General features: G+C 57.5%; 28 protein-coding genes, 1 tRNA gene and 2 pseudogenes. 19 read left to right on the forward strand and 12 right to left on the reverse strand.

Annotation, left to right across the window (positions count from 1 at the left end):
- Nucleotides 1–94 precede the first annotated feature (94 nt).
- On the forward strand, nt 95–1,150 hold the full coding sequence (locus tag J2D75_RS10510) for an exodeoxyribonuclease VII large subunit (protein WP_207854780.1): 1,056 nt from the start codon (nt 95–97) through the stop codon (nt 1,148–1,150).
- A 188-nt stretch (nt 1,151–1,338) separates the two neighbouring features.
- On the opposite strand, the gene J2D75_RS10515 is transcribed toward J2D75_RS10510, so the two are convergent.
- Nucleotides 1,339–1,413: transfer RNA gene (locus J2D75_RS10515), tRNA-Gly, on the reverse strand.
- Nucleotides 1,414–1,610: 197 nt separating this feature from the next.
- Between J2D75_RS10515 and J2D75_RS10520 the strand changes: the two genes are divergently transcribed.
- From J2D75_RS10520 to ubiM, 9 genes and pseudogenes are all read left to right on the forward strand, one after another.
- Nucleotides 1,611–3,647 (forward strand): NAD(+) synthase, encoded by a 2,037-nt coding sequence (locus tag J2D75_RS10520; protein ID WP_207854804.1) that lies wholly within the window; start codon nt 1,611–1,613, stop codon nt 3,645–3,647.
- A 95-nt stretch (nt 3,648–3,742) separates the two neighbouring features.
- Nucleotides 3,743–4,339, forward strand: coding sequence for an imidazoleglycerol-phosphate dehydratase HisB (gene hisB, locus J2D75_RS10525; RefSeq protein ID WP_207854781.1), 597 nt, complete (start codon nt 3,743–3,745; stop codon nt 4,337–4,339).
- Nucleotides 4,340–4,411: 72 nt separating this feature from the next.
- Nucleotides 4,412–5,071, forward strand: a complete 660-nt coding sequence (gene hisH / locus J2D75_RS10530) for an imidazole glycerol phosphate synthase subunit HisH (RefSeq protein ID WP_207854782.1) — start codon at nt 4,412–4,414, stop codon at nt 5,069–5,071.
- Nucleotides 5,071–6,420 (forward strand): annotated as a pseudogene (gene hisA, locus J2D75_RS10535) (1-(5-phosphoribosyl)-5-[(5-phosphoribosylamino)methylideneamino]imidazole-4-carboxamide isomerase). Before hisH ends, hisA begins: the two are co-directional and overlap by 1 nt.
- The gene (gene hisF, locus J2D75_RS10540; RefSeq protein ID WP_207854783.1) at nt 6,414–7,196 is read left to right on the forward strand and encodes an imidazole glycerol phosphate synthase subunit HisF; all 783 of its coding nucleotides are present in this window, start codon (nt 6,414–6,416) and stop codon (nt 7,194–7,196) included. Before hisA ends, hisF begins: the two are co-directional and overlap by 7 nt.
- Nucleotide 7,197: 1 nt before the next feature.
- Nucleotides 7,198–7,671 carry a phosphoribosyl-ATP diphosphatase gene (locus J2D75_RS10545; RefSeq protein WP_207854784.1) on the forward strand — a complete coding sequence of 158 codons (474 nt, stop codon included), beginning with the start codon at nt 7,198–7,200 and terminating at the stop codon, nt 7,669–7,671.
- A complete protein-coding gene (locus J2D75_RS10550) occupies nt 7,668–8,045 on the forward strand; it encodes a histidine triad nucleotide-binding protein (RefSeq protein WP_207854785.1) in 378 nt (125 codons plus the stop codon). The genes J2D75_RS10545 and J2D75_RS10550 overlap by 4 nt, the downstream gene beginning before the upstream one ends.
- 98 nt (nt 8,046–8,143) lie before the next feature.
- Nucleotides 8,144–8,746: a nitroreductase family protein gene (locus J2D75_RS10555; protein ID WP_243428686.1), complete on the forward strand. Its 603-nt coding sequence runs from the start codon at nt 8,144–8,146 to the stop codon at nt 8,744–8,746.
- Nucleotides 8,743–9,963, forward strand: coding sequence for a 5-demethoxyubiquinol-8 5-hydroxylase UbiM (ubiM, locus tag J2D75_RS10560; RefSeq protein ID WP_207854786.1), 1,221 nt, complete (start codon nt 8,743–8,745; stop codon nt 9,961–9,963). The genes J2D75_RS10555 and ubiM overlap by 4 nt, the downstream gene beginning before the upstream one ends.
- Before the next feature lie 59 nt (nt 9,964–10,022).
- Here ubiM and J2D75_RS10565 read toward each other — a convergent pair whose 3' ends face one another.
- The 8 genes from J2D75_RS10565 to J2D75_RS10600 all read right to left on the reverse strand — a co-directional run bounded on the left by J2D75_RS10565 (nt 10,023) and on the right by J2D75_RS10600 (nt 17,232).
- Entirely contained in the window at nt 10,023–10,472 is a 450-nt protein-coding gene (locus J2D75_RS10565; RefSeq protein WP_207854787.1) for a DUF4186 domain-containing protein, read from the reverse strand.
- 124 nt (nt 10,473–10,596) lie between these two features.
- Nucleotides 10,597–11,241: a hypothetical protein gene (locus tag J2D75_RS10570; RefSeq protein WP_207854788.1), complete on the reverse strand. Its 645-nt coding sequence runs from the start codon at nt 11,239–11,241 to the stop codon at nt 10,597–10,599.
- A gap of 108 nt (nt 11,242–11,349) precedes the next feature.
- The gene (locus tag J2D75_RS10575; protein ID WP_207854789.1) at nt 11,350–11,754 is read right to left on the reverse strand and encodes an Ivy family c-type lysozyme inhibitor; all 405 of its coding nucleotides are present in this window, start codon (nt 11,752–11,754) and stop codon (nt 11,350–11,352) included.
- 107 nt (nt 11,755–11,861) lie between these two features.
- The gene (locus J2D75_RS10580) at nt 11,862–12,179 is read right to left on the reverse strand and encodes an antibiotic biosynthesis monooxygenase family protein (protein ID WP_243428687.1); all 318 of its coding nucleotides are present in this window, start codon (nt 12,177–12,179) and stop codon (nt 11,862–11,864) included.
- Nucleotides 12,180–12,183: 4 nt separating this feature from the next.
- Nucleotides 12,184–13,002, reverse strand: coding sequence for an ATP-binding cassette domain-containing protein (locus tag J2D75_RS10585; protein WP_207854790.1), 819 nt, complete (start codon nt 13,000–13,002; stop codon nt 12,184–12,186).
- Nucleotides 12,999–14,027: a FecCD family ABC transporter permease gene (locus J2D75_RS10590; RefSeq protein WP_207854791.1), complete on the reverse strand. Its 1,029-nt coding sequence runs from the start codon at nt 14,025–14,027 to the stop codon at nt 12,999–13,001. Before J2D75_RS10590 ends, J2D75_RS10585 begins: the two co-directional genes overlap by 4 nt.
- Nucleotides 14,024–14,956 carry a heme/hemin ABC transporter substrate-binding protein gene (locus J2D75_RS10595; RefSeq protein ID WP_243428688.1) on the reverse strand — a complete coding sequence of 311 codons (933 nt, stop codon included), beginning with the start codon at nt 14,954–14,956 and terminating at the stop codon, nt 14,024–14,026. The genes J2D75_RS10590 and J2D75_RS10595 overlap by 4 nt, the downstream gene beginning before the upstream one ends.
- Entirely contained in the window at nt 14,956–17,232 is a 2,277-nt protein-coding gene (locus J2D75_RS10600; protein ID WP_207854792.1) for a TonB-dependent hemoglobin/transferrin/lactoferrin family receptor, read from the reverse strand. Before J2D75_RS10600 ends, J2D75_RS10595 begins: the two co-directional genes overlap by 1 nt.
- 205 nt (nt 17,233–17,437) lie before the next feature.
- Between J2D75_RS10600 and J2D75_RS10605 the strand changes: the two genes are divergently transcribed.
- The 4 genes from J2D75_RS10605 to J2D75_RS10620 are packed head-to-tail and all read left to right on the forward strand — an operon-like array spanning nt 17,438 to nt 20,144.
- Nucleotides 17,438–18,016, forward strand: coding sequence for a biliverdin-producing heme oxygenase (locus tag J2D75_RS10605; RefSeq protein ID WP_207854793.1), 579 nt, complete (start codon nt 17,438–17,440; stop codon nt 18,014–18,016).
- A gap of 54 nt (nt 18,017–18,070) precedes the next feature.
- Complete coding sequence (gene exbB, locus J2D75_RS10610; protein ID WP_243428689.1) at nt 18,071–18,805, forward strand: tonB-system energizer ExbB; 735 nt, start codon at nt 18,071–18,073, stop codon at nt 18,803–18,805.
- An 8-nt stretch (nt 18,806–18,813) separates the two neighbouring features.
- Nucleotides 18,814–19,275: a TonB system transport protein ExbD gene (gene exbD / locus J2D75_RS10615; RefSeq protein ID WP_207854794.1), complete on the forward strand. Its 462-nt coding sequence runs from the start codon at nt 18,814–18,816 to the stop codon at nt 19,273–19,275.
- Nucleotides 19,272–20,144, forward strand: coding sequence for an energy transducer TonB (locus J2D75_RS10620; protein ID WP_207854795.1), 873 nt, complete (start codon nt 19,272–19,274; stop codon nt 20,142–20,144). Before exbD ends, J2D75_RS10620 begins: the two co-directional genes overlap by 4 nt.
- Nucleotides 20,145–20,186: 42 nt before the next feature.
- Here the strand turns inward: J2D75_RS10620 and J2D75_RS10625 are convergent, their stop codons facing one another.
- On the reverse strand, nt 20,187–20,462 hold the full coding sequence (locus J2D75_RS10625) for a hypothetical protein (RefSeq protein ID WP_243428690.1): 276 nt from the start codon (nt 20,460–20,462) through the stop codon (nt 20,187–20,189).
- Between the two features lie 690 nt (nt 20,463–21,152).
- On the opposite strand from J2D75_RS10625, the pseudogene J2D75_RS10630 reads away from it, so the two are divergent.
- A pseudogene (locus J2D75_RS10630) lies at nt 21,153–22,455 on the forward strand (tyrosine-type recombinase/integrase).
- A gap of 127 nt (nt 22,456–22,582) precedes the next feature.
- Here J2D75_RS10630 and J2D75_RS10635 read toward each other — a convergent pair.
- Both J2D75_RS10635 and J2D75_RS10640 read right to left on the reverse strand, forming a co-directional pair.
- On the reverse strand, nt 22,583–23,626 hold the full coding sequence (locus tag J2D75_RS10635) for a hypothetical protein (RefSeq protein ID WP_207854796.1): 1,044 nt from the start codon (nt 23,624–23,626) through the stop codon (nt 22,583–22,585).
- A gap of 1 nt (nt 23,627) precedes the next feature.
- Nucleotides 23,628–23,858, reverse strand: coding sequence for a helix-turn-helix domain-containing protein (locus J2D75_RS10640; protein ID WP_265783011.1), 231 nt, complete (start codon nt 23,856–23,858; stop codon nt 23,628–23,630).
- Between the two features lie 144 nt (nt 23,859–24,002).
- On the opposite strand from J2D75_RS10640, the gene J2D75_RS10645 reads away from it, so the two are divergent.
- From J2D75_RS10645 to J2D75_RS10660, 4 genes are all read left to right on the forward strand, one after another.
- Nucleotides 24,003–24,248: a hypothetical protein gene (locus J2D75_RS10645; RefSeq protein WP_207854797.1), complete on the forward strand. Its 246-nt coding sequence runs from the start codon at nt 24,003–24,005 to the stop codon at nt 24,246–24,248.
- A 172-nt stretch (nt 24,249–24,420) separates the two neighbouring features.
- Nucleotides 24,421–24,690 (forward strand): hypothetical protein, encoded by a 270-nt coding sequence (locus tag J2D75_RS10650; protein ID WP_207854798.1) that lies wholly within the window; start codon nt 24,421–24,423, stop codon nt 24,688–24,690.
- On the forward strand, nt 24,687–25,115 hold the full coding sequence (locus J2D75_RS10655) for a hypothetical protein (protein ID WP_207854799.1): 429 nt from the start codon (nt 24,687–24,689) through the stop codon (nt 25,113–25,115). Before J2D75_RS10650 ends, J2D75_RS10655 begins: the two co-directional genes overlap by 4 nt.
- 173 nt (nt 25,116–25,288) lie before the next feature.
- Complete coding sequence (locus J2D75_RS10660; RefSeq protein ID WP_207854800.1) at nt 25,289–25,804, forward strand: hypothetical protein; 516 nt, start codon at nt 25,289–25,291, stop codon at nt 25,802–25,804.
- The last annotated feature ends 121 nt before the right edge of the window (nt 25,805–25,925 follow it).

Genomic DNA, 25,925 nt, shown 5'->3' on the forward strand with positions numbered 1-25,925 from the left:
TGTATGAGGCCCCTCACACACCCCCGCCCGCACGGCCCCACAGGGTTGCTGGCCCGCTCTAGCTCACGGCAGAAAACCGGGCATAATAGCCGACATGACTACGCAGATTCGTGCCTTCACAGGTATCAGGCCCAATGAGCAGACAACCCTTCTTCGCCCCGCACAGGTGGAACGATTATTTGCCGAAGGTCTGAGCGAGATCACCGCCCAGATCTGCGACTGGGCTTTTCCCGTCACCCTTGTCGGTATTCTTGGCCACTATCAGGATCGCGCCCCCAAAGCCCCGCGCTATTATCAGGTACCCATTGAGGATCTGGCCGATGGGTCGGTCATCCTGATGGATATCGACAAGGCGGTGCTGGACAACAGCGGCATTACCACTGGCGATCAGGTGCGGGTGGTCGGCCGGATTGGCGCGAATGTTTTCCGTGGAGATGTATCACTCCGGCTGAATGCGCTTGCAGTCGCCTTTGATGAAGACCTGCCCGTAAACCGCCGCCGTCAGGAACGCTCGGTGGTTGACCTGCTGCGCCACCTGCCCCGCAAACACCATATTTTTCCCGACCAGCCCGAGCCGACACTCACCCTCATTCATTCCGCCGCTTCAGAAGCTCGGGTATCGGAAGATTTTCTGAACGCCCTGCAAGACAGAGTGCCGCCCACCCGGCGCACGATGGTGCCGGTTGCCATGACCGACCCCAACCGTATTGCCGCCGCCATCCGTGAAGCAAATACGACGATTGTCGCCGTTGTGCGCGGTGGCGGCGCGGCATCGGATTTTCGCGTGTTCGAACATCCAGATGTGCTGGAAGCACTGGCGCAGAGCCGCGCCTATCGGGTGCTGGGCCTTGGCCATAGCGCAGACAAGACTCTGGCGGAATTTTTTGCCGATCATCACGCCACAACCCCCTCCGCCGCGGGGCAGTATGTAGGCGATCAGATAGCCAGACTGCGCGCCCTGCACCTGCGCGAACAGCGTGAACTACGCGAGGCGGAACAGCGGCGCGTGGAACACGCCCAGCCAGCCGCTCCCCCAAGCCCGGCCACGCCCTCTGGCACAGCCCTGCCAGAATGGCTCCAGAACCATACCACCCTGAAACTGCTGGCACTGGGTGCGCTGGTTGGGCTGGCACTGGCCCGGATGCTCTAACACCACATAACACAAAGCCTGCCCGGCAAACGGGCAGGCACAAAAGCCCAAGGCAAAACGCACACGAGACAGCATGCCGAAAACGGCGCTGCATTCTGTCAATTTTTTAAAGTGATTATTCTCAATGCCGGAGGATAGAAGGAACTTTTTTCTTCATCCTGAACCGCTCCAGATTTTATAAGGAAATCTGGAGCGGGCGATGGGATTCGAACCCACGACCCCAACCTTGGCAAGGTTGTGCTCTACCCCTGAGCTACGCCCGCATTGGATGGCTGCGTTTTACGGCTGATGCGCGAAGTGCGCAAGAGGGAAAATTGAAAAATCTTTCTTTTTTATCGTCTTCCCGGCTGGCCCCACCCTAAAATGTGTTTTGGGTGGCGGGTTGGCGTGGTTTTTTATCCCCTGCTAAACAGGGGGCGGCCATTCCGGCAGCAGGAAGGGTAGTATCGTGGCTTCATCCGTGTTCCGTTCGCTCTATCATCAGGGATTCGCCCGGATCGCGGCCTGCACCGTGCCGGTCAGTCTGGCAGACCCCGCCACCAATGCGGAGCGGATTCTCGCACTCGCACAGGATTGCGCGCGCGAAGGGGCCAGTCTTTGCGTTTTCCCCGAACTGGGCCTGACCGGCTATTCGATAGAAGACCTGATCCAACAGGAAACCCTGCTGGACGCCGTGGAAACCACGCTGCTCGCTCTGGCCGAGCGCACACGCGACCTGCTGCCTGTTGTGGTGGTGGGGGCGCCCCTGCGCCTGCGCCACACGCTTTACAACTGCGGGGTGGTTATTCATCGCGGGCGTATTCTGGGGATCGTACCCAAGAGCTTCCTGCCGGATTACCGCGAATTTTACGAAACCCGGCATTTCACGCCGGGAGCGGGCATACGGGGCGAAACCCTGCCTTTAGCGGGCAGCGCTATTCCCTTTGGGGTCGATCTTTTGTTCGAAGCCACAGACCTGCCGGGTTTGTGTCTGGGTGTGGAACTATGTGAAGACCTGTGGGTGCCTGCCCCACCTTCCACCATGCAGGCACTGGCGGGGGCCACGGTCATTGCCAATCTCTCGGCCAGCGACATTACCGTAGGCAAGGCCGAAACCCGCGCCATGCTGTGCCGCTCACAATCAGCCCGCTGTATCGCGGCCTATCTGTATGCGGCAGCAGGCGAAGGCGAATCCACAACCGATCTGGCATGGGATGGCCAGACCGCCATTTTCGAAAACGGCGCCTTACTGGCCCAGAGCGAACGCTTTCCCTCCGGTGCGCGCAGGGTTCTGGCGGATACAGACCTGATCCTGCTGCGGCAGGAACGCCAGCGCATGACTTCGTTCAGCGCCTGTGCACGCATGCAGGAGCCTGACCGGCACTGGCGGCGCATCAGCTTCACACTCGCGCCCCCTGTGGACATTCCGGGCCTGCTGCGGCCTGTGGCGCGCTTTCCCTTTGTGCCATCAGACCCCGCACGGCTGGAACAGGACTGCTCGGAAGCCTTTTCCATTCAGGTTTCCGCCCTTGTGCAGCGGCTGAAAACCAGCGGCGCGCGCGGCATGGTCATTGGCATATCGGGCGGGCTGGACTCGACCCACGCGCTGCTGGTGGCGGTGCGCGCGGCCGATGCCCTTGGCTGGCCGCGTGAAGCCGTGCGCGGCTACACCATGCCCGGCTTTGGCACCACGGACAAAACGCTCGACAGCGCTCTGGCCCTGATGCGCGAGCTGGGTATTCATGCCCAGACACTCGATATCCGCCCAGCGGCCACCCTCATGCTGGGTGAAATCGGCCACCCCTTTGCCCAAGGTGAGCCTGTGCATGACATCACCTTCGAAAACGTGCAGGCCGGGCTACGGACGGATTTCCTGTTCCGCCTCGCAAACCAGCACGGGGGGCTGGTAATCGGCACGGGAGACCTGTCCGAGCTGGCGTTGGGCTGGTGCACCTACGGCGTAGGCGACCAGATGGCGCATTACGGCGTCAATGCCGGTCTGCCCAAAACGCTCATCCAGCACCTGATCCGCTGGTGCATTGCCTCAGGCCAGTTCGCGCCTAGTGTGCGCAGCGTGCTCGAAACAGTGCTGAACACCGAAATTTCGCCCGAACTGATCCCCGCCACCGAAGGAAAAAGCCAGAAGACCGAAGACATTATCGGCCCGTATGCGCTGCATGATTTCACGCTCTACCATGTCCTGCGCCACGGCTTTACCCCTACGCGCATCGCCTTTCTGGCCGAACACGCCTGGAGCAATGCACAGGCGGGGGACTGGCCACCCGGTTTCGACCCGCAGGCGCGCATAGCCTACGGGCTGCCCGTTATCCGCCACTGGCTGGGCATTTTCCTGCACCGTTTTTTTGCCACCAGCCAGTTCAAGCGCTCGGCCATGCCCAATGGCCCAAAAGTGATGGCGGGGGGAGGGCTCTCCCCCCGGGGAGACTGGCGCGCCCCATCAGACGGCAATGCCCGGCTCTGGCTGGAAAACCTTGAGCGCGGCGTACCCGAAGCCTGACCCCGGCCCCACCGCATGCGCCACACGATCCGAAGCAGCCCAGACCCGCAAGGCCGATGGCGCTACCCGGTCTCTTGGGCTATAAGCGGCTCATCATGACCACATCACGCCAAGCCACGCTCCATCGCGTTACCAGCGAAACCGATATTGCCATCACCCTGAACCTCGATGGTTCGGGAACGGCCCGGATTGAAACCGGTATCGGCTTTTTCGACCATATGCTGACCGCCCTGGCCAAACACGCGCTGTTTGATCTGGATGTGCGCGTACAGGGCGACCTGCATATTGATGGCCACCACACGGTGGAAGATACCGGTATCGCACTGGGGCAGGCGCTCCGGCAGGCACTGGGCGAAAAGCGCGGCGTGCGCCGCTTCGGCCATGCGGTCGTCCCGCTGGATGAAGCCCTGTGCGAAGCTGTGGTGGATCTGTCAGGCCGGCCTTTCCTGACCTTTGACGCCCGCTTTGACCGCGACCGTCTGGGCACGCTGGATACCGAGCTGGTAGAGGAGTTTTTCCGTGCCTTTGCCATGTCGGCCATGCTCACCTTGCATCTGAACCAGAAAGCAGGGCGCAACTGCCACCATATTGCCGAAGCCGCGTTCAAGGCGCTCGCCCGCGCCCTGCGCATGGCCTGCGAGCCAGACCCGCGCGCGCTGGAGGCGATCCCTTCCACCAAAGGGGTTCTGTAACCCGGTGCGGCAGAGCACCACCCTGACCCGGCCCACCCCGGTCAGGGAGGCCCAGACCAGCAGGAGGGTTCGATGACCCAGCCGCTTTCCATTGCCGTTATCGATTATGAAGGGGGCAACCTTGCCTCCGCCGCACGGGCAGCCGTGCGGGCCTCGGAACTCGCCGGGCTGGCCGCAGCGGTGATCGTAACCAACGAACCCTCCGAAGTGCGCCGGGCCGACCGGATCATCCTGCCCGGACAGGGCGCTTTTGCAGCCTGCGCCCAAGGGCTGGACGCCACCCCCGGCCTGAAAGACTCCATCGCCAGCGCCGTAGCGGCGGGTACGCCGTTTCTGGGTATCTGTGTTGGCATGCAGCTCATGGCCGAGCGCGGGCTGGAACATGGCGTAACCGAAGGTTTTGGCTGGATCCAAGGCGAAATCGCCCCAATGGAAGCCCCCAACCTGCGCCTGCCGCAGATGGGCTGGAACGAACTGACCCTGACCCAGCCCGACCACCCGCTGGTGCGCGGCCTTGGCCCCGCCCCGCACGGTTATTTCGTGCATTCCTACGCCCTGCGCGGCACACAGAACGATACCCTGCTGGCCACAACGGAATATGGCGGCGCAGTTCCCGCCATTGTCTGCCGGGGCAACGCGGCGGGCACGCAGTTCCATGTGGAAAAAAGCCAGACTGTCGGACTGAAAATCCTGGCCAATTTTCTGGCCTGGGAACCAGAAGAGCGCGTCTGATGCCTGAGAAACTTCGCGTTCAGCGCATTCTAAGCCTGGATGAAGACGACCTGCAGGCCCTGTGCGAAGTCGTGGATGCCGCCATTTTAGAAGGTGATGGCTTCGACTGGCTGCAACCGCAGGGCCGACAGGTGCTTGAACGCTATTTTCGCGGGCTGCTGATGGTGCCCGAGCGCATGCTGTTTGCCGTGCGGCAGGATGGCGTGATCATGGGGGGCGCACAGCTTGTCCGCTCTCCGCGCAATAACGAAATGCAGGCCATGTGCGTCACGCTGGCGCATCTGTTCGTTGCCCCTTACGCCCACCGCGCCCTGCTGGGCGCTGTCCTGTTACAGGAAGTGGAAAGTGCCGCACGCAACATGGGCTTTCGCGTCATGAACGCGGATGTACCCGAAAGCCGCACCAGCGCCATTGCCCTTTTGCATCAGGCGGGCTTCACACAATGGGGCAGCCACCCGTTTTACGCCCGCGTGGGAGATGACATCCTGCGCGGTCTGTTCTTTACCAAGCCGCTGGACGACACGCCGCCTTTCCGGGTGGACCAGCTTTCTTCCTCCGCCTCCAGCACCATGCAGGACTGAACCATGCTCCCCCCTGCCTCCTCCTCCCGCCCTCTCACGCTTTACCCGGCCATTGATCTCAAGGACGGCGCGTGTGTCCGCCTACGCCGGGGCGAAATGGACGACGCCACCATCTACTCTGACAACCCCGGTGCGCAGGCCCGCGCCTGGCATGATGCAGGCTTTACCCGCCTGCATGTGGTGGACCTGAACGGCGCTTTTGCCGGGGCTTCGGTCAATGCGGATGCCGTGCGCGCCATTATTGCCGCAACGGATGTGCCAGTACAGCTTGGCGGTGGACTGCGGGACATGACCGCCATTGCCCGCTGGCTCGAAGCCGGGGTGTCGCGGGTTATTCTGGGATCTGTCGCGGTCAAGAACCCCGCCCTTGTGCGCGAGGCCTGCAAGGCGTTCCCCGGTCAGGTCGTGGCGGGGATTGATGCCCGCGCAGGCCACGTTGCCACCGAAGGCTGGGCCGAAGTCTCGGATATGCAGGCAACCGACCTCGCCCTGCGCATGCAGGATGCCGGGGTGGCCGCCATCATCTTTACCGAAATCAGCCGCGACGGCATGCTCGAAGGGCTGGATATTGAACAGACAGCCGATCTGGCGCGGGCTGTCAGCGTGCCGGTTATCGCCAGCGGTGGCGTGGGTGCGCTGGAACACCTCATTGCCCTGCGCGATGCCGCACGCGATGCGCCGGGCATTGAGGGCGTGATTATCGGCCGCGCCCTGTATGATGGACGGGTAGACCCCGCAGAGGCCCTGCGGGTGCTTGGCGCATGTTGAAGCTGCGCGTTATCCCCTGTCTGGACGTCAAGGATGGACGCGTGGTCAAGGGGGTCAATTTTGTCTCGCTGCGCGATGCGGGCGACCCGGTGGAACAGGCCGCCGTGTACGATGCCGCCGGGGCTGATGAACTGACCTTTCTCGACATTACCGCCAGCCATGAAAACCGCGATACCATTCTGGATGTGGTCAGTCGCACCGCTTCGCGCATTTTCCTGCCCCTGACGGTGGGCGGTGGTGTCCGCACCACGGATGACATGCGCCGCCTGCTGCTGGCGGGTGCGGATAAATGCGCCATGAACTCGGCCGCTGTCAGCCGCCCCGAACTCATTAACGAAGCGGCGCGCAAATTTGGCAGCCAGTGCGTGGTAGTGGCCGTGGATGCCCGCCAGACCGCTCCGGGCAAATGGGAGGTGTTTACCCACGGCGGGCGCACCGCTACCGGGCGTGACGCCATTAGCTGGTGCCAGGAAGTGGCTGAACGGGGGGCGGGCGAAATCCTGCTGACCTCAATGGACCGCGATGGCACGCGCTCGGGTTTTGACCTTGACCTGCTGCGCGCGGCCACCAGCGCCGTACGCCTGCCCATTGTCGCCTCGGGCGGGGTGGGCGCCCTTGAGCATTTCGTGGAAGGTGCCGCGGCGGGGGCCACCGGCCTGCTGGCCGCCAGCGTCTTCCATTTCGGGCAGTTCACCATTGCCGAGGTTAAAACAGCCCTGGCACAGGCCGGGTTGCCTGTTCGCCCATCCCCTGCTCCCTTTCAGGATTTTTCGTGACATGATCAAGAAAGTCGATACCGCTGTGGCAAGCCCGGCAGGCAATCAGGGCAAGCGTGGAAAAACCGCCAAACCCGCAAAGCCCACCAAGCACAAGAACGACGCCGTAACCGACCTGACCCGCGAGGCGGACAGCGCCGTGCTGGAACGGCTTTATGCCGTTGTGCAGAGCCGCAAGGGAGGCGACCCCTCGCTTAGCCACTCGGCACGCCTGCTCTCGCGTGGCACCTACAAGATCGCGCAGAAATTCGGGGAAGAGGCAGTCGAATGCCTGATTGAAGCCGTAGCAGGCCGTAACGACCACCTTATTGGCGAAAGCGCTGATGTCCTTTACCATCTCATCGTCCTGTGGGTGGATGCGGGCATCACGCCTGAAGAGGTGTGGGCCGAGCTGCACCGGCGCGAAGGCACAAGCGGCATTGCCGAAAAAGCCTCGCGGCCCCGGCCGCCCCAGCCAGAAAAGGAAAGCGCATGAGCACGCCTGTTACCGGCAAGGGGCCGTACGACCCACAGAATATCTTCGCGCGTATTCTGCGTGGCGAGATTCCGTGCAAGACCGTTTTTGAAAATGAGTGGGTGCTGGCGTTTTACGACATCGCCCCCAAAGCGCCCGTGCATGTACTGATCATTCCGCGCAACCCGTATGTGTCGTTCATGGATTTCAGCACAGCTCCGGCTGAGGAAATCGCAGGGGTGATGCAGGCGGCAGGCGAAATCGCCCGTACGCTGGGGCTGGAAGAAAACGGCTACCGCATCATTACCAACGCGGGCACCGATAGCGGGCAGGAAGTACCGCATTTCCACCTACACCTGCTGGGGGGCAAAGCCCTGCCCGCGTTCCCGCTCTGAACCACGCAGGCCGCCCGGCGCGGAGGGATGCAGGGTTATCGCCCTCCCTCCACACGGGCGAGATGGCCCCGCCCAGACGCTGAACAGGAACCCACGCCATGACAACGCCTATGGATGTTCTTCTCTCCCGCGCTTCCACCGACCGGCTGCAAGACCCGGCCCCCGATCGCGCGCAGCTTGAGCAGATTCTGGCCACAGCCCTGCGCGCGCCGGACCACGGGCGGCTCCAGCCGTGGCGTTATGTGATCGTTCAGGGGGAAGCACGCTCCATTCTGGCGGAAAACGTGGTGGCCAGCACACTGCGCGTTGCCCCGCAAACCCCGCAGTTTAACCTCGATAAACGCCGCCAGCGTATGGCCACCATGCCCATGACCATCGTGCTGGGCATGCACCTGCACCCCGAGCATAAAATTCCGCTCTGGGAACAGGAAATGAGTGTGGCGGCAGGGGCCATGAACATCCTCAATGCGCTGCATGCGCTGGGTTTTGGTGGTATCTGGGTTTCCGGCCCCATAACGCAGGACCCGGTTCTGGCCGCGCAGTTCGGGTTTGAAGCGCCCCACCGGCTGGCGGGCTTTGTGTTTGTTGGCACGCCGGATAATCCGCTGCCCGCCCCCACCCGGCCAGACCCCGCAGGCTTTATGGCGGTATGGGATGGCACGCCGCCTGTCTTCGGTCAGGACAGGAACCACGCACCATGACCGACAGGCAGAAAAACACCCGGCCCTCCACACCCGGCACGGCTGATGTTGTGGTGATCGGCGGTGGCCCTGTCGGGCTGGCGACAGCGCTGATGATGGCCAAGGCCGGTCTGCGCACCACCGTTCTGGAACGTGGCCCCAGACATCTATGGGAAGAACCGGGGTTTGACGGGCGCGAAATCGCTCTTACGCATGAATCCGTACGCCTGCTGCAACAGGCCGGAGCATGGGAGTTCATTCCCCCCGCCGTAATCTGCCCGCTCAAGGAAGCGCGGGTGGAAACCGGACAGTTCCGCCACCCCCTGCGGTTTGACACGCAGGGCCACGGTGTGGAGGCGCTGGGCTGGCTGGTTTCCAACTGCCTGATCCGCCGCGCACTGTTTGCCGCCGCCAGCCGCCAGCCGGGGCTGACGCTACAGGCTGGCACCGAGGTCGATACCATCCGGCAGGGGCAGGATTACGCCGCCATTCATTTTGGCGAAAACCAGATCAATGCGCGCCTTGTTGTGGGGGCAGATGGCCGCTTTTCCCCCACCCGCAGGCGGGCGGGTATTGGCGCCATCATCCATGATTTCGGCCGCTCCATGCTGGTCTGCCGCATGGCGCATGACTCCGTACACCACAATGTCGCGCTGCAATGGTTTGACGAAGGCCAGACCATTGCGCTCCTGCCCGTCAATGGCCGGGCCTCATCGCTGGTGCTGACACTGGAACCCGCCGAGATACAGCGGCTGCAAAACCTCCCGCGAGAGGCGTTCAATGCTGAAATTACGCAGCGCGTAGGCCAGCGACTTGGCACCATGCGGCTTGTCAGCACGCGCCATGTCTACCCGCTCAAGGGCGTATATGCACACCGCTTTACGGCCCGCAGGCTGGCCCTTGTGGGCGATGCCGCCGTGGGTATGCACCCCATTACCGCACATGGCTTCAATCTGGGCTTAAAGGGCCAGAAAACGCTGGTCGATGCTGTAACCGCAGCCGTTGCCCGGACGGGAGACGCCGGGAATGCACAGGGGCTGCGCCAGTTCGAGCGCCAGCACCGCATGGCCACGGCTCCTCTCTTTGCTGGCACAAATGGCATTGCCTCGCTCTATACCCATGACGGGCCACCGTTCCGTCAGATCCGCGAGGCGGGTCTGCGGTTGGCCGAGCGTTTCACTCCGTTCAAAAAAGCCGTTACGGGCCTGCTGATGGACCGCGAACCCTCAACACCCTGAACGCCTGCCCCTGCCCCGCACGGGCGGGGGCAAGAGACACGCTCGGGCTCCCTGCCCGGTCATGCCTTTTTGGCACGTGCGGCCTCTCGCTCAATCCATGCGGCAATAACCGCCAATACATAAACCTGCTGCGCCGCATCAAGGGCAACGCCTTGTGGCAGGCCATGCCATTTGTGCAAGCACCCCCGGCAGCATGTTGCCGTGGCGTGCTGCGCGACAAAAACCGGATGACCTTTCCACGGTGTCTGCCGTCCATCCCGCGCGGGGTGGGCCGGAGCCAGACGCTTTGCAATAAAATCCTGCCCGTGAAGCAGAACAGCCCTTTCGCCTTTTTCCTCCAGATAGGCACGCTCCTGCACACCCAGATGAAAACGGCTCCGAAAGGCCGAACGGGCCAGCCGCTCCCACAGATCAGGGGCAATGGCTGGTAACGCCTCTTGTAACGGTGGTGGCGGCAGGGCCAGCGCAAACAGATCGTCCTGCTGTGCGGGTATGGGCTTGCGTGTCATGCCTGCCCATATGGGGTGACAGAACAGAGGATTCCAGTCTTAACCATAGACTATTACAAAAACTGGCACTCTGCTCTTTGCCACCATTATGAAAAACGTTCGGCCATTACAACACTGGCAGTTATCAGCAGCCTTTAATAATGTTATCCGAAACAAGGCCCGCTTTGATTTTGTCGGCTATCGCATCTGCTGATTTTACATCATTTTTTTGCCAGACATCGCCAAAATGCCATTTTGAAGCATTGTAATTAAATTCAGACACCCACACGCTTTTATTTGTTGCCACATCAAGTATCCGGGCTTTTATGACTTGCGAGGAAAGATATGGCCCCTGAAACAGGACAACATTTCTATTGCTTAGAATCAGAACTTTATCTGCATGATTTTCAGAAACAAATTTCGTAATTTCACTGCCCATATCAAGAGACATTTTATTTGTACTGAAATTGAATGTATCAATGTGACATGTTTTCAAATTTTCATGGAGTGCGTGCGCTATGAGCGTTCCCTGATTCGATCCCGCATCAGTCGACATGGCATTTAAAATAACAATCCTTTTTGAATCTCCAGAAAATTTACTATCATGTATTGATCCCGTCTCATGAATGGTGCCACTGCATCCTGTCAAAGCAACGAGCGGCATTAAAAATAAGAATTTTTTAATCATTTTTTCTATCATTCTTCTGTGTTTAATGAAATTTTTCCATACCACACAATGAGTTAGCCCTATAGAAAAAATTTCCTGACCATATGTTTCAATACAGAACATCCTGAATATTCCAGAACGTTTTTCGAATATGACGCGGCAGCACACCACTTACAGAACAGGGTATCCCGCACGCTTCATATTATATCGACACTAATATCGCCTATATCCTTAACCGCCCGGATTATTAGCGCTATAGGCGGCGTGCATGGCTGCCAGCAGGCCGCTGTCGGGCGTGCCGAGGGGCATCTGGTACAACCGGCCTTCCACACGGCGTGACAACAGGCCCCATGCCTGCGCGCCATCATGGGAAAACATGATTTCAAGCTGATTATCCGCACAGTCATGCGGTTTGCACAAATGCCCGACAAGGTAAGCCTTGCCATTGAATGTGACATTACCCATCGGGGTGGATACCGCCGCCGCCTTGCTCACCCATTCGGGCAGTTCCGTCATTGCGTGATAGGCTTTGGAAAAATTCGGCCTCTGGACCATATCTGCCGTGTTAGGCAGATCCTCCGCCCATGCGGGGGCAGCGCTGCACAGGGCTGCCAGCACAATCATTACCTGACGCATGTCTGTTTTTCTCCCCAGTTTCTGGGCAGAGTGTCCGCCAGACACGCGCAAAGGTAAAGAGGTCAGGCAGGCAAACGCTCCCGACAGCCTGACCTCTCTGGCCGTGTTCAGGCCTCGACGTTCTGCAACACGGTAAAGCCTTCAAACACCGGCCCGCCAATGGTCAGCTTCGCCCCTTCTCCGGCGGTCGCGTGCGCCTGACGGAACTGCTCGGACTTGGTCCAGTCAATAAACGCCTGCTCCGATGCCCAGATGGTATGGGAAGCGTACAGCACGTGGTCTTCTCGCTCCGGCCCTTTGAGAAACTGGAAAGATACAAAGCCCGGCACGGTACGCAGCAGCACCTCGCGGTCAAGCCACCGGGCCATGAAGGCCTCCTGCTTGTCGGGCGCAACCTTGAAACGGTTCATGGCGATATACGTCATCTGGTTATTCTCCATACTGTTCAGAAAAATCATGGCCCACAATATCATGCGGCACCACAAAAGGGCGGCCGGTACGCGCATGCACAGGCACATGCTCCGTTTCCAGCCCGAACACATCGCGCAGCAGGGTGGCAGATACGATCTGCTCCGGTCGGCCATCCGCTTCTATCCGCCCGTTACGCAACACAACAATCCGGTCGGCCACGCAGGTAGCCCAGTTGAGATCATGCAGCACCATCAGGCATGCACCACCTTGGCGGGCATGCGCACGGGCCACGTTCAGCACCAGCCCTTGCCGGGCCAGATCCTGCGCGGATACGGGCTCATCGAGCAAAAGCAGGCCATTACCCGCCGCCGCACGCAGTTGCACCAGCACCCGGGCATAATGGGCACGCTGGCGCTCCCCCCCCGAAAGGCTGGTAATGTCCCGCTCGGCCATCGGTAGCAGGCCAACCAGTTCCAGTGCAGCATGGACATGGGCCGCCAGAGCCGAGGCAGAACAGGCACGGCCCGCATGCAGCCCCCCCATAGCGGCGAGTTCCCGCACGGTAAAACGCGCATGGGCCGGGCTGTTCTGGGCCAGCATGGCGCGTAATCCGGCCTTGCGGGCATCGGACAGGGTTGCGAGGTCATGTCCGCCCAGCAAAACCCGGCCACTGACTGGCGCCACCAGCCCTGCGGCCAGACGCAAAAGCGTACTCTTGCCCGCACCATTGGGGCCGATGATGACCACCACCTCCCCCCGCGCAACGCTCAGGCTGACATCATCGAGCAGAAAACGCCCGTTCGCGCCAAATGCGACATGCTGCATATCCAGCATCATGAAAGCCGGTCTGTCTGCTGGCTGCGGGCAAGCAGCCAGACAAAAACCGGCGCGCCGATGGCCGCCGTAACCACGCCAACCGGCACATCGGACGGAATGGCAATAATGCGGGCCAGTGTATCCGCCACCAGCAGCAGCGCAGCCCCCAGCAGCGCGCTGGCAGGCAGGAGAACTCTGTGATCCGGCCCACTGACCAGTCGGACAAAATGCGGCACCACCACCCCTACAAATCCGATCACCCCTACAAATGAAACAATCGGCCCGCAGGCCAGCGCCACACAGAACATAGCCAGACGCCGTGTACGCTCGACAGGGCAGCCTGTCAGGGCGGCATCCTCATCGCCCAGCAGCAGCACGTTTAGCCCCCCGGCTATCCGCGCCATGATAAGGGCCGCAGGCAACAAAACAGGCAGCAGCACCGCAATTTGTGGCCACGCCGCACCTGACAGGCTGCCCATGGTCCAGAACGTCAGATCACGCAAAGCCGTGTCATTGGCACGAAAAACCAGAATACCCGTCAGCGCGCCCGAAAATGCGCTCAGCGCCACCCCTGCCAGAATAATGAGCGTAGGAGAAGATGCCCGCCCACGCGATGCAAACAGATACAGCACCACTGTACTGGCCAACGCCCCCGCAATACCCCCGGCAGGCACAGCCCAGTGTGCGACAAGCCCGGCCCCTGTCCCGGCATTACCCAGCACAATCACCAGTGCTGCCCCCAGAGCAGCACCGGATGAAACCCCCGTCAGCCCCGGATCAGCCAGAGGATTGCGAAACATCCCCTGCATAACTGCCCCCGATGCCGCCAGCGCCGCCCCCGTAAGCAAAGCCAGCACAGCCCGAGGTGCACGGATCTGGCTGATAACAAGCCAGTTAGCCCGGGCCGCCTCCGAGTGGGGGTTTGTCCATAAAGCGCCGGGGCCAAAGCCTGTCGCCCCGATCATCAGTGCGCAAAGCAGGGCGACAAGCAGCAGAGCAGACAGCCCTCCCAGCACCAGCCCGGATGCGGGCCGGATAACCTTCATGCTGGAGACACCGCCTCGATCATGCCTGCCAGCTTCAGCGCGGCTTCGGGCGTGCGGGGGCCAAAGCCCAGCAGTTCCTCGCCTTCCAGAGCAATAATGGCATCATGCTTGGCGGCGGGTGTCATCCTGAAACCGGGATCTGCCAGAATATCCCTGTGCAGAGCAGCGGAATCCTGCGCCATGATCAGAATAACATCAGGCTTGAGTGTCAGGAGGGCTTCATGCTCCACCACTTTGTAACCCTGCATGGCCTGCCCGGCATTGATAGAACCTGTCAGGCTGATAATGGCATCCGCCGCTGTGCCACGCCCTGCCACCATGGGGTGTCCGTTTGTCATACGCATAACAAACAGCACACGCCGGGGCGTCGTGTGTGTGGCCCGCCATTGTGCCAGTGTAGCAAAGCCTTTTTCAATACGGGAAACCAGCTCCTTACCCTGCGTATCCGCCCCTACAAGACCGGCCAGAAACGCCGTGCGCCCTTCAATAGCCTCCACCGAAGGCGTGGCCTCCACAAACACCACCGGCACACCCGATGCCACCAGTTGATCCATGGCAGCCGGAGGGCCAGCATTGTTCATGGCAAGGATCAGATCAGGCTGGAGCGAGAGCACCCCCTCGGCGGATACTGTGCGCATGTAGCCAATGGATTTCTTGTCTTTCAGCGCCTGTTCAGGCCAGGTGGAGGTTGTATCCACCGCGATAATACGCGCCTGCGCCCCCAGATCGTACAGGGTTTCGGTAATGGTGCCGCCAATGCATACGATACGGCGGGCCGCCCCCACCACCACACGGCGGCCCCGGCAGTCGGTGACGGTCAGTGCATCCTGCGCGTGAGCAACCAGCCCCCCCCATGACGTTGCCACGTAGGTGACACCGGCAAGGGACATCAGTTTTCTGCGTGAGACAATAAGGTGTTTTTCAGTCATCAGAAATCTATCCTTGCTGTCACCTTGAACGAGCGCCCAGGCTGGCTGTAGTAGCGCATATCAAGCGAGCTTGAACTCTGGCCATAAGGCAGGGCGGCGGCGTTGTAGTAACGTTTGTCAAAGACATTGTACATTCCAGCCTGAATCCGCAGGGACTTATAGAAGGCGGGGCTGTACCAACCCGTCATATCAAACAGGACATAACCGGGTGTTTTCCATTGATCCTGAAGTGATCCCGAGGAGGTAATAAATTTTGCGTTATCTCTTGAAAGTGCGAAGGTTCCAGAAAGATCGGCCCCCCAGCGTTCGGTTTTATAACCAAAACCAATAATGCCGCGAAATGGTGCCACAGAGGCCAGATGGAAGTGCCGGTCGGTATCCTGCCCATCGGAATAGGCGAATGACCCCCATGTATGCCAGTGATCGTCGAAATCCCAGTTGACGCTGGCTTCCACGCCATAAATACGCACATTCGACAGGTTGGTGTATCCATAGCACAGATAATACCCTGAGCAGCCGGAAATACCCTGCATATCAATATAGTTTTTGTAATAATTATCAAAAAATGTAACGTTGGCACCACGCTTTTCGTTGCCATATTTTACCCCGACTTCCCAGCCCTTGCTGCTTTCGGGCTTCAGATCCGGGTTACCCACCACCTGATAAAATGGCGGTGTGCTGTAATTGAGGTATTCCTCCGTGGAGGATGGCGCCCGATAGGCCTGCGAATACAGGGCATACAGTGTCACATCACGCGCCACTTTCGCCTCTATCAACACTTTGGGCGAAAAATGCGAACCATGCGCCCCGTGGGGGAGGCCCGTATAACCGGCATTGGCCTGATAGGAGGCCGTATTGGCTGGATCGCGCTGAAAGTAATCGAACCGGAATCCCGGTGTAATATGCAGCCAGTCAGCCCCCCTAAACCCGATACGATCCTGCACGAGTGCGCCCATATCCGTACCATGAACTTTAGGCATATCGGAAAAATTGTTGTGGAGATAAGGGCTTGATACCGCCCGCTCACCTGTCTGGGTCTGATAGGTGTCGCTCAGGAATACCTCGCCACCATAGGTCAGGTCGTGGCGGAATGGCCCGGTCACAAGATGATTTGTGGCAGACCCCCTGACACCATAGGACTCGACCGGCAGGGTCAGATGCTCATGAAAATAAGAGCGCGGGCTGGCGCTATCGCTATTGGTAATGTCGGTATCGGTCTGGATACTCTGCCAGTAGGCCAGAAAATGCGCCTCGCTGAACAGCGCGTTCGGGGTTTCGCTTTTATAATCATAATCGAACGATACGCGTGAGCGCTGGTTTTCGCTGCGGGTATCATAGCGATTGGTCGCCGTTTTTTCCGATGTGCGGGTGCGTTCATTATACTGGCGGTCATACCATTCGCCAGTCAGGGTAACTCTGTGACCACCTTCGAAATAATGCCTTATTTTTCCAAGGAAACTACCCTGCTGATACCATGCCGGGTTTTTTTCCGTGCGGGTTGTTCCATACCCGCCTACCGTGCCCATATTGCCGGTTTCGCTACCGTTCTGGTAACCACCCTGCAAAAGGAAAACCGTATTATTATACCGTGCGGCAAACGCCTGATTAAGCAGGGCGGCCTCGGCCGCACCATTATAGGTGGCTTTGGTAATGCCACCGAACGTCTTGCCGGGTTTGAGAATATCCTCAGGATCAAGCGTGCGCAGGGCGATAACCCCACCCAGTGACCCGGTGCCGAAAAAGCTGGAATCGGCACTTTTTACAACATCAATCGCACCTAGCGAGTTGAAATCAAAACTGGATACCCCACCCTGTGCCGTGCTGAATGAACCGGCATACGCGCCATCATTCGCCCACGGCATGCGAATACCGTCAATGGAGGTCAGGATACGGTTCTGATCCAGCCCGCGAATATTAATGCTTGAATTGCCTTCGCTATAATTAACCGAGGCATCGACACGGCGGGCATAGTCTTCAAGATTATCGATCTGCCTGTCGCGGAATGTCTTGAACGTGGTGGTTTTGGTCAGAACCGATGCCTTGCCCACCGCACTATGATCCTGATCGGGATCAAACTTCATGGACTCAATAATATCAGCCTTCCCCCGCACCCTGACAGGAGAAAGGGCAATGGGTTTAGCCTGAGGCTGAACGGGCGGTTGCGCGCGGGCGCTGGCTTGTGGAGTTGTTGTGGCCTGCCCTGCCGAAACAGGGGCCGGCTTTGCGGTCTCGGCCCGTGCGGTGGGAACAGACGCGCAGAAAAATACAGTCGTCATCAGGATATAATGCCGATGACTGACGTTTTGCTTCGAAAAGAAGCTAGGCATCGCAGGTCACGTCCTTTTCGTTGCGCTGTGCGTTTATGATTATCATTCGCATCTGCGACGCTAAACGCGATCCTGTCAATATTTGATTTTGATTCTCATTTGCATTATTTTAGGGATGGAGAATACGTCTGCTCATACACAAGGATGTCGCTCCATGTCGGAAACGCTCACCCCCACCCCGCTTTCATCACGGCTAAGAGCCGAAACCGCAGCACAACACCAGCAGCTTGATGATGAAATCACGGCCCGGAACCTGTTCGGCTCCGCTCAGGGCTACCGCGACTTTGTCCGTCTGCAGTACCGCTTCCACCGCGATCTTGATCCAGTGTACCGCAACCCTCAGCTTGCCGCCTTTATTCCCGACCTGCAAAGCCGCAACCGTTTTACCCATATCACGCAGGACATGGCCGATCTCGGTCTGGACGCCCCCGTACAGGATACACGCCACGGGCCTGAATTTTTCGCCAGCCTGCCAACACAAACAGCCATCGGCTGGCTGTACGTAGCCGAAGGCTCGAAGCTCGGGGCCAATATTCTCGATAAACTGGCCCAGAATCTTGGCTATAGCGCCACTTTTGGGGCGCGCCATCTTGCTCCCGATCCGGCTGGCCGTGGCCCATCATGGCTGGCGTTCAAAAACATGCTGGATGACACCGCCATCGATCCCGATGCGTGCATTCACGGCGCCCGCGATGCCTTTGCCCATATGGCGCGCTACCTTGCCGGGCCGTAACTCCCTCCCCTTTACCAAAGCAGAAATGCGCGAACAGCCCTGAGGTAAAAAACCATGCTGACCCTGCCCCCTCCCCAGTTCTCTCCATGGGACATGTTTGCCGGTGCCGGGCCTGTTGTGCGGGGTGTGATGATCCTGCTGGCACTGGCCTGCCTGCTGACATGGACAATCTTCATCGCTAAATCGGTTGAACTGCTCCGCACACGCCGCGCTCTCAGCCTTGCCGCACGCCAGATGGAACAGGCCAACTCTCTGGAACAGGCAGGAGAAATAACCTGCCAGAAAAGTGTCGCTCATACGCTACTCATGGCCGCTGGGGCCGAGCGTATGCGCTCGCACGATATTCCCGAAGATCGTGACGGCATAAAAGAGCGTACAGTGCTGCACCTTGAACGCCTTGAAGCCGCGGAAGGCCGCAGGCTCATGCGTGGTACCGGCCTGCTGGCCACCATTGGCGCAACCGCCCCTTTCATTGGTCTGTTCGGTACTGTGTGGGGTATCATGACCGCCTTTACCGGCATTGCCGCCAGCAAGGCGACAAGTCTGGCAGTGGTCGCCCCCGGCATTGCCGAAGCCCTGCTGGCAACAGCTCTGGGGCTGGTTGCGGCTATTCCCGCAGTGGTCATTTACAACCTTCTCGCCCGCCAGACAGCAGGCTGCCGCGCACAGGTGGCCGACCTGACAGCGCTTGTCATGCGCCTTGTTTCACGGGATCTGAGCCACATGCAGGCGTTAACCGCGCGTGGACAGGTCGTGCATCTGACACCCTCGCGTCTTGCCGGTGAATGAGGCAGGCCATGATCCATATCCGCCACGCTGATGAAACGCCGCATGAAGCCAGCGAAATCAACGTTACGCCCTTTATTGATGTCATGCTGGTGCTGCTGGTCATTTTCATGGTGACGGCACCACTCACCACGGTAAACGTGCCGGTGGATCTGCCCTCCTCGACGGAAAAACCGGCGCCACGGCCTGATAATCCGGTTTTTCTGACCATCCGTGCCGATCACTCCCTGGCACTGGGCGAAGACAGCATAACGCCCGACACCCTGCCCCCGGCACTGGATACCGCCACCCATACCAATAAGGACGAGCGTATTTTCCTGCGCGCAGACAAAACCGTGGATTATGCGACCCTGATGCAGATCATGGATCAGTTAAGGGCTGCGGGTTATCTCAAAGTCGCTCTTGTCAGCCAGCAGGGGCAGGCAGAAGAGCAGGCGACACCGCTCCCCCCCACACAGGCCAACCAGCCATGAGCGACACAGCCGACTGGCCGCGCGAAGGGCTGCCACACCCCCCATCCGTTGTTGAGTGGATGGCCTTTAGCGATTGGCAGCATAACCGGCAACGCCTGATCCTGCGTGAAGAATCCCGGCGCTGGGCTGTCTCCTTTCTGGCCACTCTGGCTCTGGCTGGCACCGGCCTGTTCTGGGAGCTGCACCGGCCCCACCCGGTCATACAGTTGCCTGAACAGCCTCCCGCCGCGATTGCTCTTGATCTCGCCCCGCTACCAGCCGCCGCTCAGGCCCCTGCGACCGACAGCCCGACCGCACCCCAACAGACACAGGCTGCCGCCAAACCGGTTCCAACCGAGCCGCCCAAAGTAACGGCTCCTCCTTCTCCTGCTCCGCATCCGGTTATCTCTGCCGCCAAGCAGGAAAAAACGCGCGCCCCGCGCAAGAAGCCCAAACAACCAGCCCCACAGACCAGAGCACCCGATACCAGCGCCCCACCTGCTGCCGCCACGCATGCGCCACCGCCCTCAGACACCCCAACCACACCTGTTGCTGCAACCGCTGCACCGGGAGGAGCCTCTGCCCAGACCACGCACGACCCACAGACATGGCAGAGCGCACTCCTCAATCAGCTTGAAAAGTTTCGCCGCTACCCATCCGAAGCCGTGAATGCGCGTGAAGAAGGCACCCCAAGAGTAACCTTCTCGATGGACAGGCAGGGACATGTATTGTCGGTCACGCTGGCCCAGACTTCGGGCCATGCCCAGCTTGATCAGGAAGCCCTGGCACTCCCCACACGCGCACAGCCTTTACCGCCTCCGCCAGAGGCAATTCCGGGCAACCCCGTAACCCTTACGGTACCCATAGAATTCACCCTCTCACGGAACTAAGGGCGCCAATAGGCCACGTGGCGCACTTAACACCAGCCCCTTTTACTGGGGCAGATCGGGGTATTTGATATGCACATGCTCGGATATGCCACCATCCCATATGCCACCCTTTGTCGTATCCGGGGTATCGGGATGCGCAACCTTGACTTTACGGGCAATGCCGCCATCCCACACTCCGCCTTTTGTCGTATCGGGTGTGGATGGATGGGCAACTTTGACATGCTGGGCAATACCCGCATCCCATGTATCTGCATGGGCCGTGTGCGTAACAGCAAGCCCAAGAACCAATGCGCAAGCATAGTATGTTGTTTTCATCATACCGCCCTCTTTTAACAGAACTGTAACAGTATTTATTTACGAACAGCCTGCATTCAAGGTTCGATTATTAAAACTTATTATATACTAACCTTTTACGCATACGCGCATGACGCATTCAACATGGCTCAGACCGCACTATTCCCGAGAAATAGAGCGGACCAACCACAACAATCGTAAAGAAAAAGAGGGGAATACCTCGCGCCATAGCAGCGCGGAAAACGGCCTTACAGGTTAGCGAAAGCCTGGGCACTTGCCCGGCTTTTGACCTGAAAACCACCTGAATCTTTTGGAAAGATTGGTGGGCGCACAAGGACTCGAACCTTGGACCCGCTGATTAAGAGACACAGACCCCGAGATACCGTTAAGACGCAGGGAACCGCAAGGAGACGAAAAAACGGCTGTTTTTGGCGGGTCTATAAAAAGTGATGATGCAGGGTGACGCAACGAGCCGCACGGATTACCTTTTCAAATGACTCCGGATTGACTCCGGAAAACGGCATCAGCGGGTGCAGGAGGGGGACAGGTGCCAAAAATTCGGGCCGGGTTACACCAAATGCGGTGTAATAGGTGTATCAGGTGTAACACTCATATATATTATATTGATTTTATTGGGTTTTTTGGCCCTCAGACTGCTACACCTCTCCATTCCGTGAGGTGTAGCAGGTGTGACAAATGCACCGGAGGGGCCGCATGAAGCTGACAAAATCGGAAATAGACGCCCTCACCTGCCCGCCGGATAAGCGAGACGTGATGTTTACCGATAGTGAGGTGAAAGGCTTTGCCGTGCGGGTAAACACCACCGGCACCAAGACTTTCCTGTTCAACTACCGCTTTGCCGGCAAGCCCAAACGGCTGGTGCTGGGGCAGTATGGAGCCTTAACACTGGCACAGGCCCGCAAATTGGCCGAGGCGGCACGGGGCCGCGTTATGGCGGGCGGAGACCCTGCTGGCGATAAAAAGGCACAGGTGCAGGAGTATCAGGCGCAGGTGGCCGAGCAGGCCGCACAAGCTGCCGCCAATGCCTTAACGCTGGATGTGCTGATAGACTGCTGGCTTGCCGGGGCATTGCGTGACCGGGCGGCCAGCTACCGGCGCGATGCCCTGCCCCACCTGCTTGACCGTGCAGCCCACGCCATTACGCAAGCGGAGGTGCAGGCCCGGTTGGATGAAATAGCCGAGGACCACCCGACCACAGCCCGCCGACTCCATGCCTATGGCCGGGCCATGTATGGCTGGGCGGGCAAACGCGGACTGGTGCCAGACAACCCGTTCTCTGCCGCGATTGTGGAAGGCCGCGAAGTCTCCCGCGACCGGGTATTGTCCGATGGGAGTTGGGGGAGTTCTGGCGGGCTTCTGGCCTGCAGCCTTACCCGTTTGGCCCGTTCTTTCGCTTGCTGGTGCTGACCCTCCAGCGCAGGAATGAGGTGGCGGGGATGCAATGGAGCGAGATAGCCCCCGACCTTTCAACCTAGACCATTCCGGCCGAGCGGGCCAAGAACGGCAAAGCCCATATTGTCCACCTGTCCGAACCCGCCTGGCAGGGCTGCACCGGCAAACCGACCCCAAGACCGGGGCCATATCGCCCTTGGTGTTTACCAACACGGGCAGAACGCCCATTTCCGGCTTTTCCGCTGCCGTGGCACGGCTGGAAGCCCTGATTATGCGTGAACGGACCGAGCAGGCCACCAGTGGGCAAAAAAAGCGGGAAAAAAGCCCCTCCACCCTGCAAGCTACAGTGGGGTGGCGGTTGCATGACCTCCGCCGCACGGGTGTAACCGTAATGGCCCGGTTAGGCATTGGCCCCCATGTGGCCGATAGAGTGCTGAACCATACGGAGGGCACCATTAAAGGTGTTGCAGCCGTTTACCAGCGCCATGAGTTCCTGACAGAGCGGGCGGCGGCGCTGGATGCGTGGGCCCAGCATGTGCTGGGTGTGGCTTCTGGAGTGGGAATCGAACCCACGACAAGGAATGTGGTGATGCTGAATCTTTAAAAAAAATGACACTTATTCAGCATAGTTTTCAAGTGCCTTTAGAATATCTATGTTTAGATTATCTTATATGTTCAACTACCTCACCCCATGAATCAATTAAATTAATCATTTATTAGAAATTATATTTTCATTTTATTTTTTGGTTCGATTGAAATTTTTCAAATAAATTTTCTACAAATTTAAATATTTTCTCATCCCCCCTATTATCTATTTCTTGGCTTCGAAGAGAAACTGTTGTTTCTCCTTTTTTGAGAATAAAATTTCTTTCAACACTAGATATTTTCTCACAAATATTTTTTATCAAATCTAAATCATTTGAAAAAATAGCCACCTCCAATGATGAAAACATTATTTCTACATTTGTCATTTCATTATGAAAATATTTTATTTCATTTAAAGATGATCTATACCCTTTGAAAAAGAAAAAAGCTATAATTTCACTACAAAGGACAATAGAAGATTTTTGAATGTATTTAATAATATCCCAATTATCATGAATTTTACTTATGTTTATCTCATGTAAATCTGAATTCATTATTGATGTAATTATAAAAATTAACCCAAAAAGTGAAAAAGATAATCCAATTAAAATATTTTTAGATGCCGTTTTCTGCATAAAATCTATAGATTTTGATATTCTACTTATTATTTCATTTTTATTATCTTTTATAATCGATATTTTTGTTTTATTTTCCAGCTGATTCCTGAATTTTTGTTCTATTATTTTATATGTATTCCTTTTTATTTCATACTTAAGCTCCAGCTCTAATTTGCTTTCAATATCTTTCTTTCTATTTTCATACTTTAAAATATCACATCTGTTTGTTATTTCTTGAATTTTGCTGTTTATTTTATTTATATCTTCTGATTTCCGTATATGTTTTAGCTCTATTTTTATTTTTGCCATTTCATCTAATAGTTCTTTTGTTTTTAATTCAATAATTGAATTTTTTGCATTGAAATAATTTCTAAAATGTATTTGAATTATGCCAAATATATACTTATATGGGAAAATTATTGCTAACGTTGAAATAACTGCCAACAAAATATCATAAGATAATACATGCTCTACATGCCCATTTTTAGGCTGATAGATTATTTTAAACATAATTGACATTACAGAAATGCCAATTGCTATTCTTCCGACAATATTACTAAATAAATTATTCATGTCAAATATTCCCTTTTATCAATCTCACCCCAGCCCCTCCGCCGTTTTCGGGGATGAACTCGACCCCGGCGGCTTCTAGTGCGGAGCGAATAGCTTCTATTGTGGTGGCTTTGAGTTCTTCGCCTCGTTCAAAGCGGGCAATGGTATCAGGCGAAACACCTGCTTCTTTAGCAAGGTCTCGCACTCCCCAGCCAATAGCTGCACGGGCCATTTTACATTGAACAGCTAACAAAATCCGAACCCTGCTACGATTTTTCTATTGCAGATTTATCGTAACTGTGTTCGGATAATAGGGCAATGCAATTTGCGGCCAAATGGGGAGCTTGGACCCTCCCACACTTGGCCTGACCACAACCGCTCGTATCAGGAGACGGTAATGGCTAACCACGCCTATACCATGCCCGGCAAATGCTTGGCAGTGCTTACCCTTGCTCGCCTGCATGGCGATGCTCTGGCCGCCATTGGCGCGGCTAGCCTTTGTGTGCTGGCTCTGGCTGGCGCTCTGCACCCAGAACACCTGCAAGCCCCCTCCGGCCAACAGGCACACTACACACAGCCCCGGCACAAACCCGCTAAGCTTTACATGGCCTGCCTGCTCCCCAAAACGGAGGTAGCAGAATGAGCCAGATACAGCCTGCCCCCATGGGCTTGTCCCGCCGTGGTGCCCTTGCCTCCGTATTGGCTGCCACAGTGGCCACCATGCCCGTTATGGCCTGCGCCACTACCACCATGCGGATAGCGCCGCTCTGGCCCTCTGTGCCGCGTTCTGGCGGGTGCACGGGCGCATTAGGGCAATGGATGCAAACCCGGAGTTGCCCTACGGCTCGCCCGAGCAAGAGCGTTTTGAGGCGGAGTTAGCAAAGCTGTGTTGGCAGGAGGCCGACATTCTAGACCAGCTTGCCAACACCCCAGCCCGCACCACGGCAGGCCAGCAGGGCAAGGCATCCATCCTGCAGGCCATTCTCCCCACCGCCCTTGCCGACTTTGATCTTGGCGCGGAATGTGAGGAAATCCGGCTGGTCATGAGCCTGCTGGATGATCTAGCCGGAGGGCAGGCAGCATGAGCAAGCAAGCCCCCACACAAACCGGCCTATCCCGCCGCACAGCACTGGCCGGGGTTCTGGCCCTTGCCGGGAGCGCAGCCCCCGCTCTGGCGGCTCCTGTGGAGCCAGATGATGCGGAATTGCTACGGGTGGTTCAGGCCGGGCTGGAAGCCGATGCAGCCTTTTGCCAGCTATCCGAGGCATGGGCCGATGAAATTGACACCCCACCGCATGTGGAAGCTCAGGAGCACGCTCTAGTAGATGCCCTGTCCGATAAATGGGATGAGGCCGGGAGCCTGCAAGCCCATACGTTGGTTGGGCTGCAGGCCAAAGCCCGGCTGGCCCTTACCGCCATGCCCCTTAACCGCAACCGCACAGTCAGCCCCGGTGCTCCGGACTATCTTATGTGGTCGCTCTGCCGTGACCTGCTGGGGGTGGCAGCATGATAGCCATGCAACAGCCCTCCGCTGCTTCCCTATTACCAATTCCCGTTTTGTTCCCCATCGTGGAGCCAAGCGCGGCTAGGTTTGGCCGCCGAACGCCTGCCCCCCATGACAGGCCCGCCGCGCTCCCTTCCTATACTCATGGGGGTAACCGGCGTGGGGCGGTTGTGTGGGAAATGTATACCCTTCCTTCAACGGAAGACCGGCTTAAAAACGGTATCAGACTTTCTGATTGTTACCATGCCTTTGCGCTTCTTGATGATTGGATAGAAGACAATTTTAATGGCATGAGCCGAGCAATGTATGATTGTATATTTTCAGGATATATTCCGGAACGCGCCTTTTATTTTCCAGACAAAGTAAGGGGATTTTTGGGGCCTACAGATTTAGTGCCTGCACCTTTACAAGAGTTTGAACAATACCGTTATGCAATCTATCAAGACATAAAATCTCTTCTAAAAAGTGGGCGGATAACAGCTTACGGAAAAGAAAAAATTACGGATGAAAAATGGCAAATAATACCTTGCCAGTATTTTTCCCTTGAATGCGAAATATCGTTTCATAAAAACAAAGTCACCGTAGAAGGCGTAAGCTTCCTTGATGTGCGGATAACCTGCCTTGAAGGCCTACCTATCTGGTGTGCCATGGTGGCCTACGGTGACCAAGAGCTAGGCTCAGGACCTATTAATTGATTGAACTGAGCGACAGGTTGTGATTCACAGGCTTGCCGATGGAAGGTGGGTCTATGAGTGATGTGTTTATGCTGTCTGAGCGCTACGGCGTGTCGTCAGTTAAGCAGGATGATGATTGAGA

It is taken from the genome of Acetobacter suratthaniensis (genome assembly GCF_017377745.1).
Lineage (GTDB): Bacteria > Pseudomonadota > Alphaproteobacteria > Acetobacterales > Acetobacteraceae > Acetobacter > Acetobacter suratthaniensis.

Excerpts from the sequence above, each read along its gene's own strand:
- J2D75_RS10510 (WP_207854780.1), top strand. The coding sequence starts at position 95 with ATGACTACGCAGATTCGTGCCTTCACAGGTATCAGGCCCAATGAGCAG.
- hisB (WP_207854781.1), top strand. The coding sequence starts at position 3,743 with ATGACCACATCACGCCAAGCCACGCTCCATCGCGTTACCAGCGAAACC.
- hisH (WP_207854782.1), top strand. The coding sequence starts at position 4,412 with ATGACCCAGCCGCTTTCCATTGCCGTTATCGATTATGAAGGGGGCAAC.
- hisF (WP_207854783.1), top strand. The coding sequence starts at position 6,414 with ATGTTGAAGCTGCGCGTTATCCCCTGTCTGGACGTCAAGGATGGACGC.
- J2D75_RS10545 (WP_207854784.1), top strand. The coding sequence starts at position 7,198 with ATGATCAAGAAAGTCGATACCGCTGTGGCAAGCCCGGCAGGCAATCAG.
- J2D75_RS10550 (WP_207854785.1), top strand. The coding sequence starts at position 7,668 with ATGAGCACGCCTGTTACCGGCAAGGGGCCGTACGACCCACAGAATATC.
- J2D75_RS10555 (WP_243428686.1), top strand. The coding sequence starts at position 8,144 with ATGACAACGCCTATGGATGTTCTTCTCTCCCGCGCTTCCACCGACCGG.
- ubiM (WP_207854786.1), top strand. The coding sequence starts at position 8,743 with ATGACCGACAGGCAGAAAAACACCCGGCCCTCCACACCCGGCACGGCT.
- J2D75_RS10565 (WP_207854787.1), bottom strand. The coding sequence starts at position 10,472 with ATGACACGCAAGCCCATACCCGCACAGCAGGACGATCTGTTTGCGCTG.
- J2D75_RS10570 (WP_207854788.1), bottom strand. The coding sequence starts at position 11,241 with ATGTTCTGTATTGAAACATATGGTCAGGAAATTTTTTCTATAGGGCTA.
- J2D75_RS10575 (WP_207854789.1), bottom strand. The coding sequence starts at position 11,754 with ATGCGTCAGGTAATGATTGTGCTGGCAGCCCTGTGCAGCGCTGCCCCC.
- J2D75_RS10580 (WP_243428687.1), bottom strand. The coding sequence starts at position 12,179 with ATGACGTATATCGCCATGAACCGTTTCAAGGTTGCGCCCGACAAGCAG.
- J2D75_RS10585 (WP_207854790.1), bottom strand. The coding sequence starts at position 13,002 with ATGATGCTGGATATGCAGCATGTCGCATTTGGCGCGAACGGGCGTTTT.
- J2D75_RS10590 (WP_207854791.1), bottom strand. The coding sequence starts at position 14,027 with ATGAAGGTTATCCGGCCCGCATCCGGGCTGGTGCTGGGAGGGCTGTCT.
- J2D75_RS10595 (WP_243428688.1), bottom strand. The coding sequence starts at position 14,956 with ATGACTGAAAAACACCTTATTGTCTCACGCAGAAAACTGATGTCCCTT.
- J2D75_RS10600 (WP_207854792.1), bottom strand. The coding sequence starts at position 17,232 with ATGACGACTGTATTTTTCTGCGCGTCTGTTCCCACCGCACGGGCCGAG.
- J2D75_RS10605 (WP_207854793.1), top strand. The coding sequence starts at position 17,438 with ATGTCGGAAACGCTCACCCCCACCCCGCTTTCATCACGGCTAAGAGCC.
- exbB (WP_243428689.1), top strand. The coding sequence starts at position 18,071 with ATGCTGACCCTGCCCCCTCCCCAGTTCTCTCCATGGGACATGTTTGCC.
- exbD (WP_207854794.1), top strand. The coding sequence starts at position 18,814 with ATGATCCATATCCGCCACGCTGATGAAACGCCGCATGAAGCCAGCGAA.
- J2D75_RS10620 (WP_207854795.1), top strand. The coding sequence starts at position 19,272 with ATGAGCGACACAGCCGACTGGCCGCGCGAAGGGCTGCCACACCCCCCA.
- J2D75_RS10625 (WP_243428690.1), bottom strand. The coding sequence starts at position 20,462 with ATGATGAAAACAACATACTATGCTTGCGCATTGGTTCTTGGGCTTGCT.
- J2D75_RS10635 (WP_207854796.1), bottom strand. The coding sequence starts at position 23,626 with ATGAATAATTTATTTAGTAATATTGTCGGAAGAATAGCAATTGGCATT.
- J2D75_RS10645 (WP_207854797.1), top strand. The coding sequence starts at position 24,003 with ATGGCTAACCACGCCTATACCATGCCCGGCAAATGCTTGGCAGTGCTT.
- J2D75_RS10650 (WP_207854798.1), top strand. The coding sequence starts at position 24,421 with ATGGATGCAAACCCGGAGTTGCCCTACGGCTCGCCCGAGCAAGAGCGT.
- J2D75_RS10655 (WP_207854799.1), top strand. The coding sequence starts at position 24,687 with ATGAGCAAGCAAGCCCCCACACAAACCGGCCTATCCCGCCGCACAGCA.
- J2D75_RS10660 (WP_207854800.1), top strand. The coding sequence starts at position 25,289 with ATGTATACCCTTCCTTCAACGGAAGACCGGCTTAAAAACGGTATCAGA.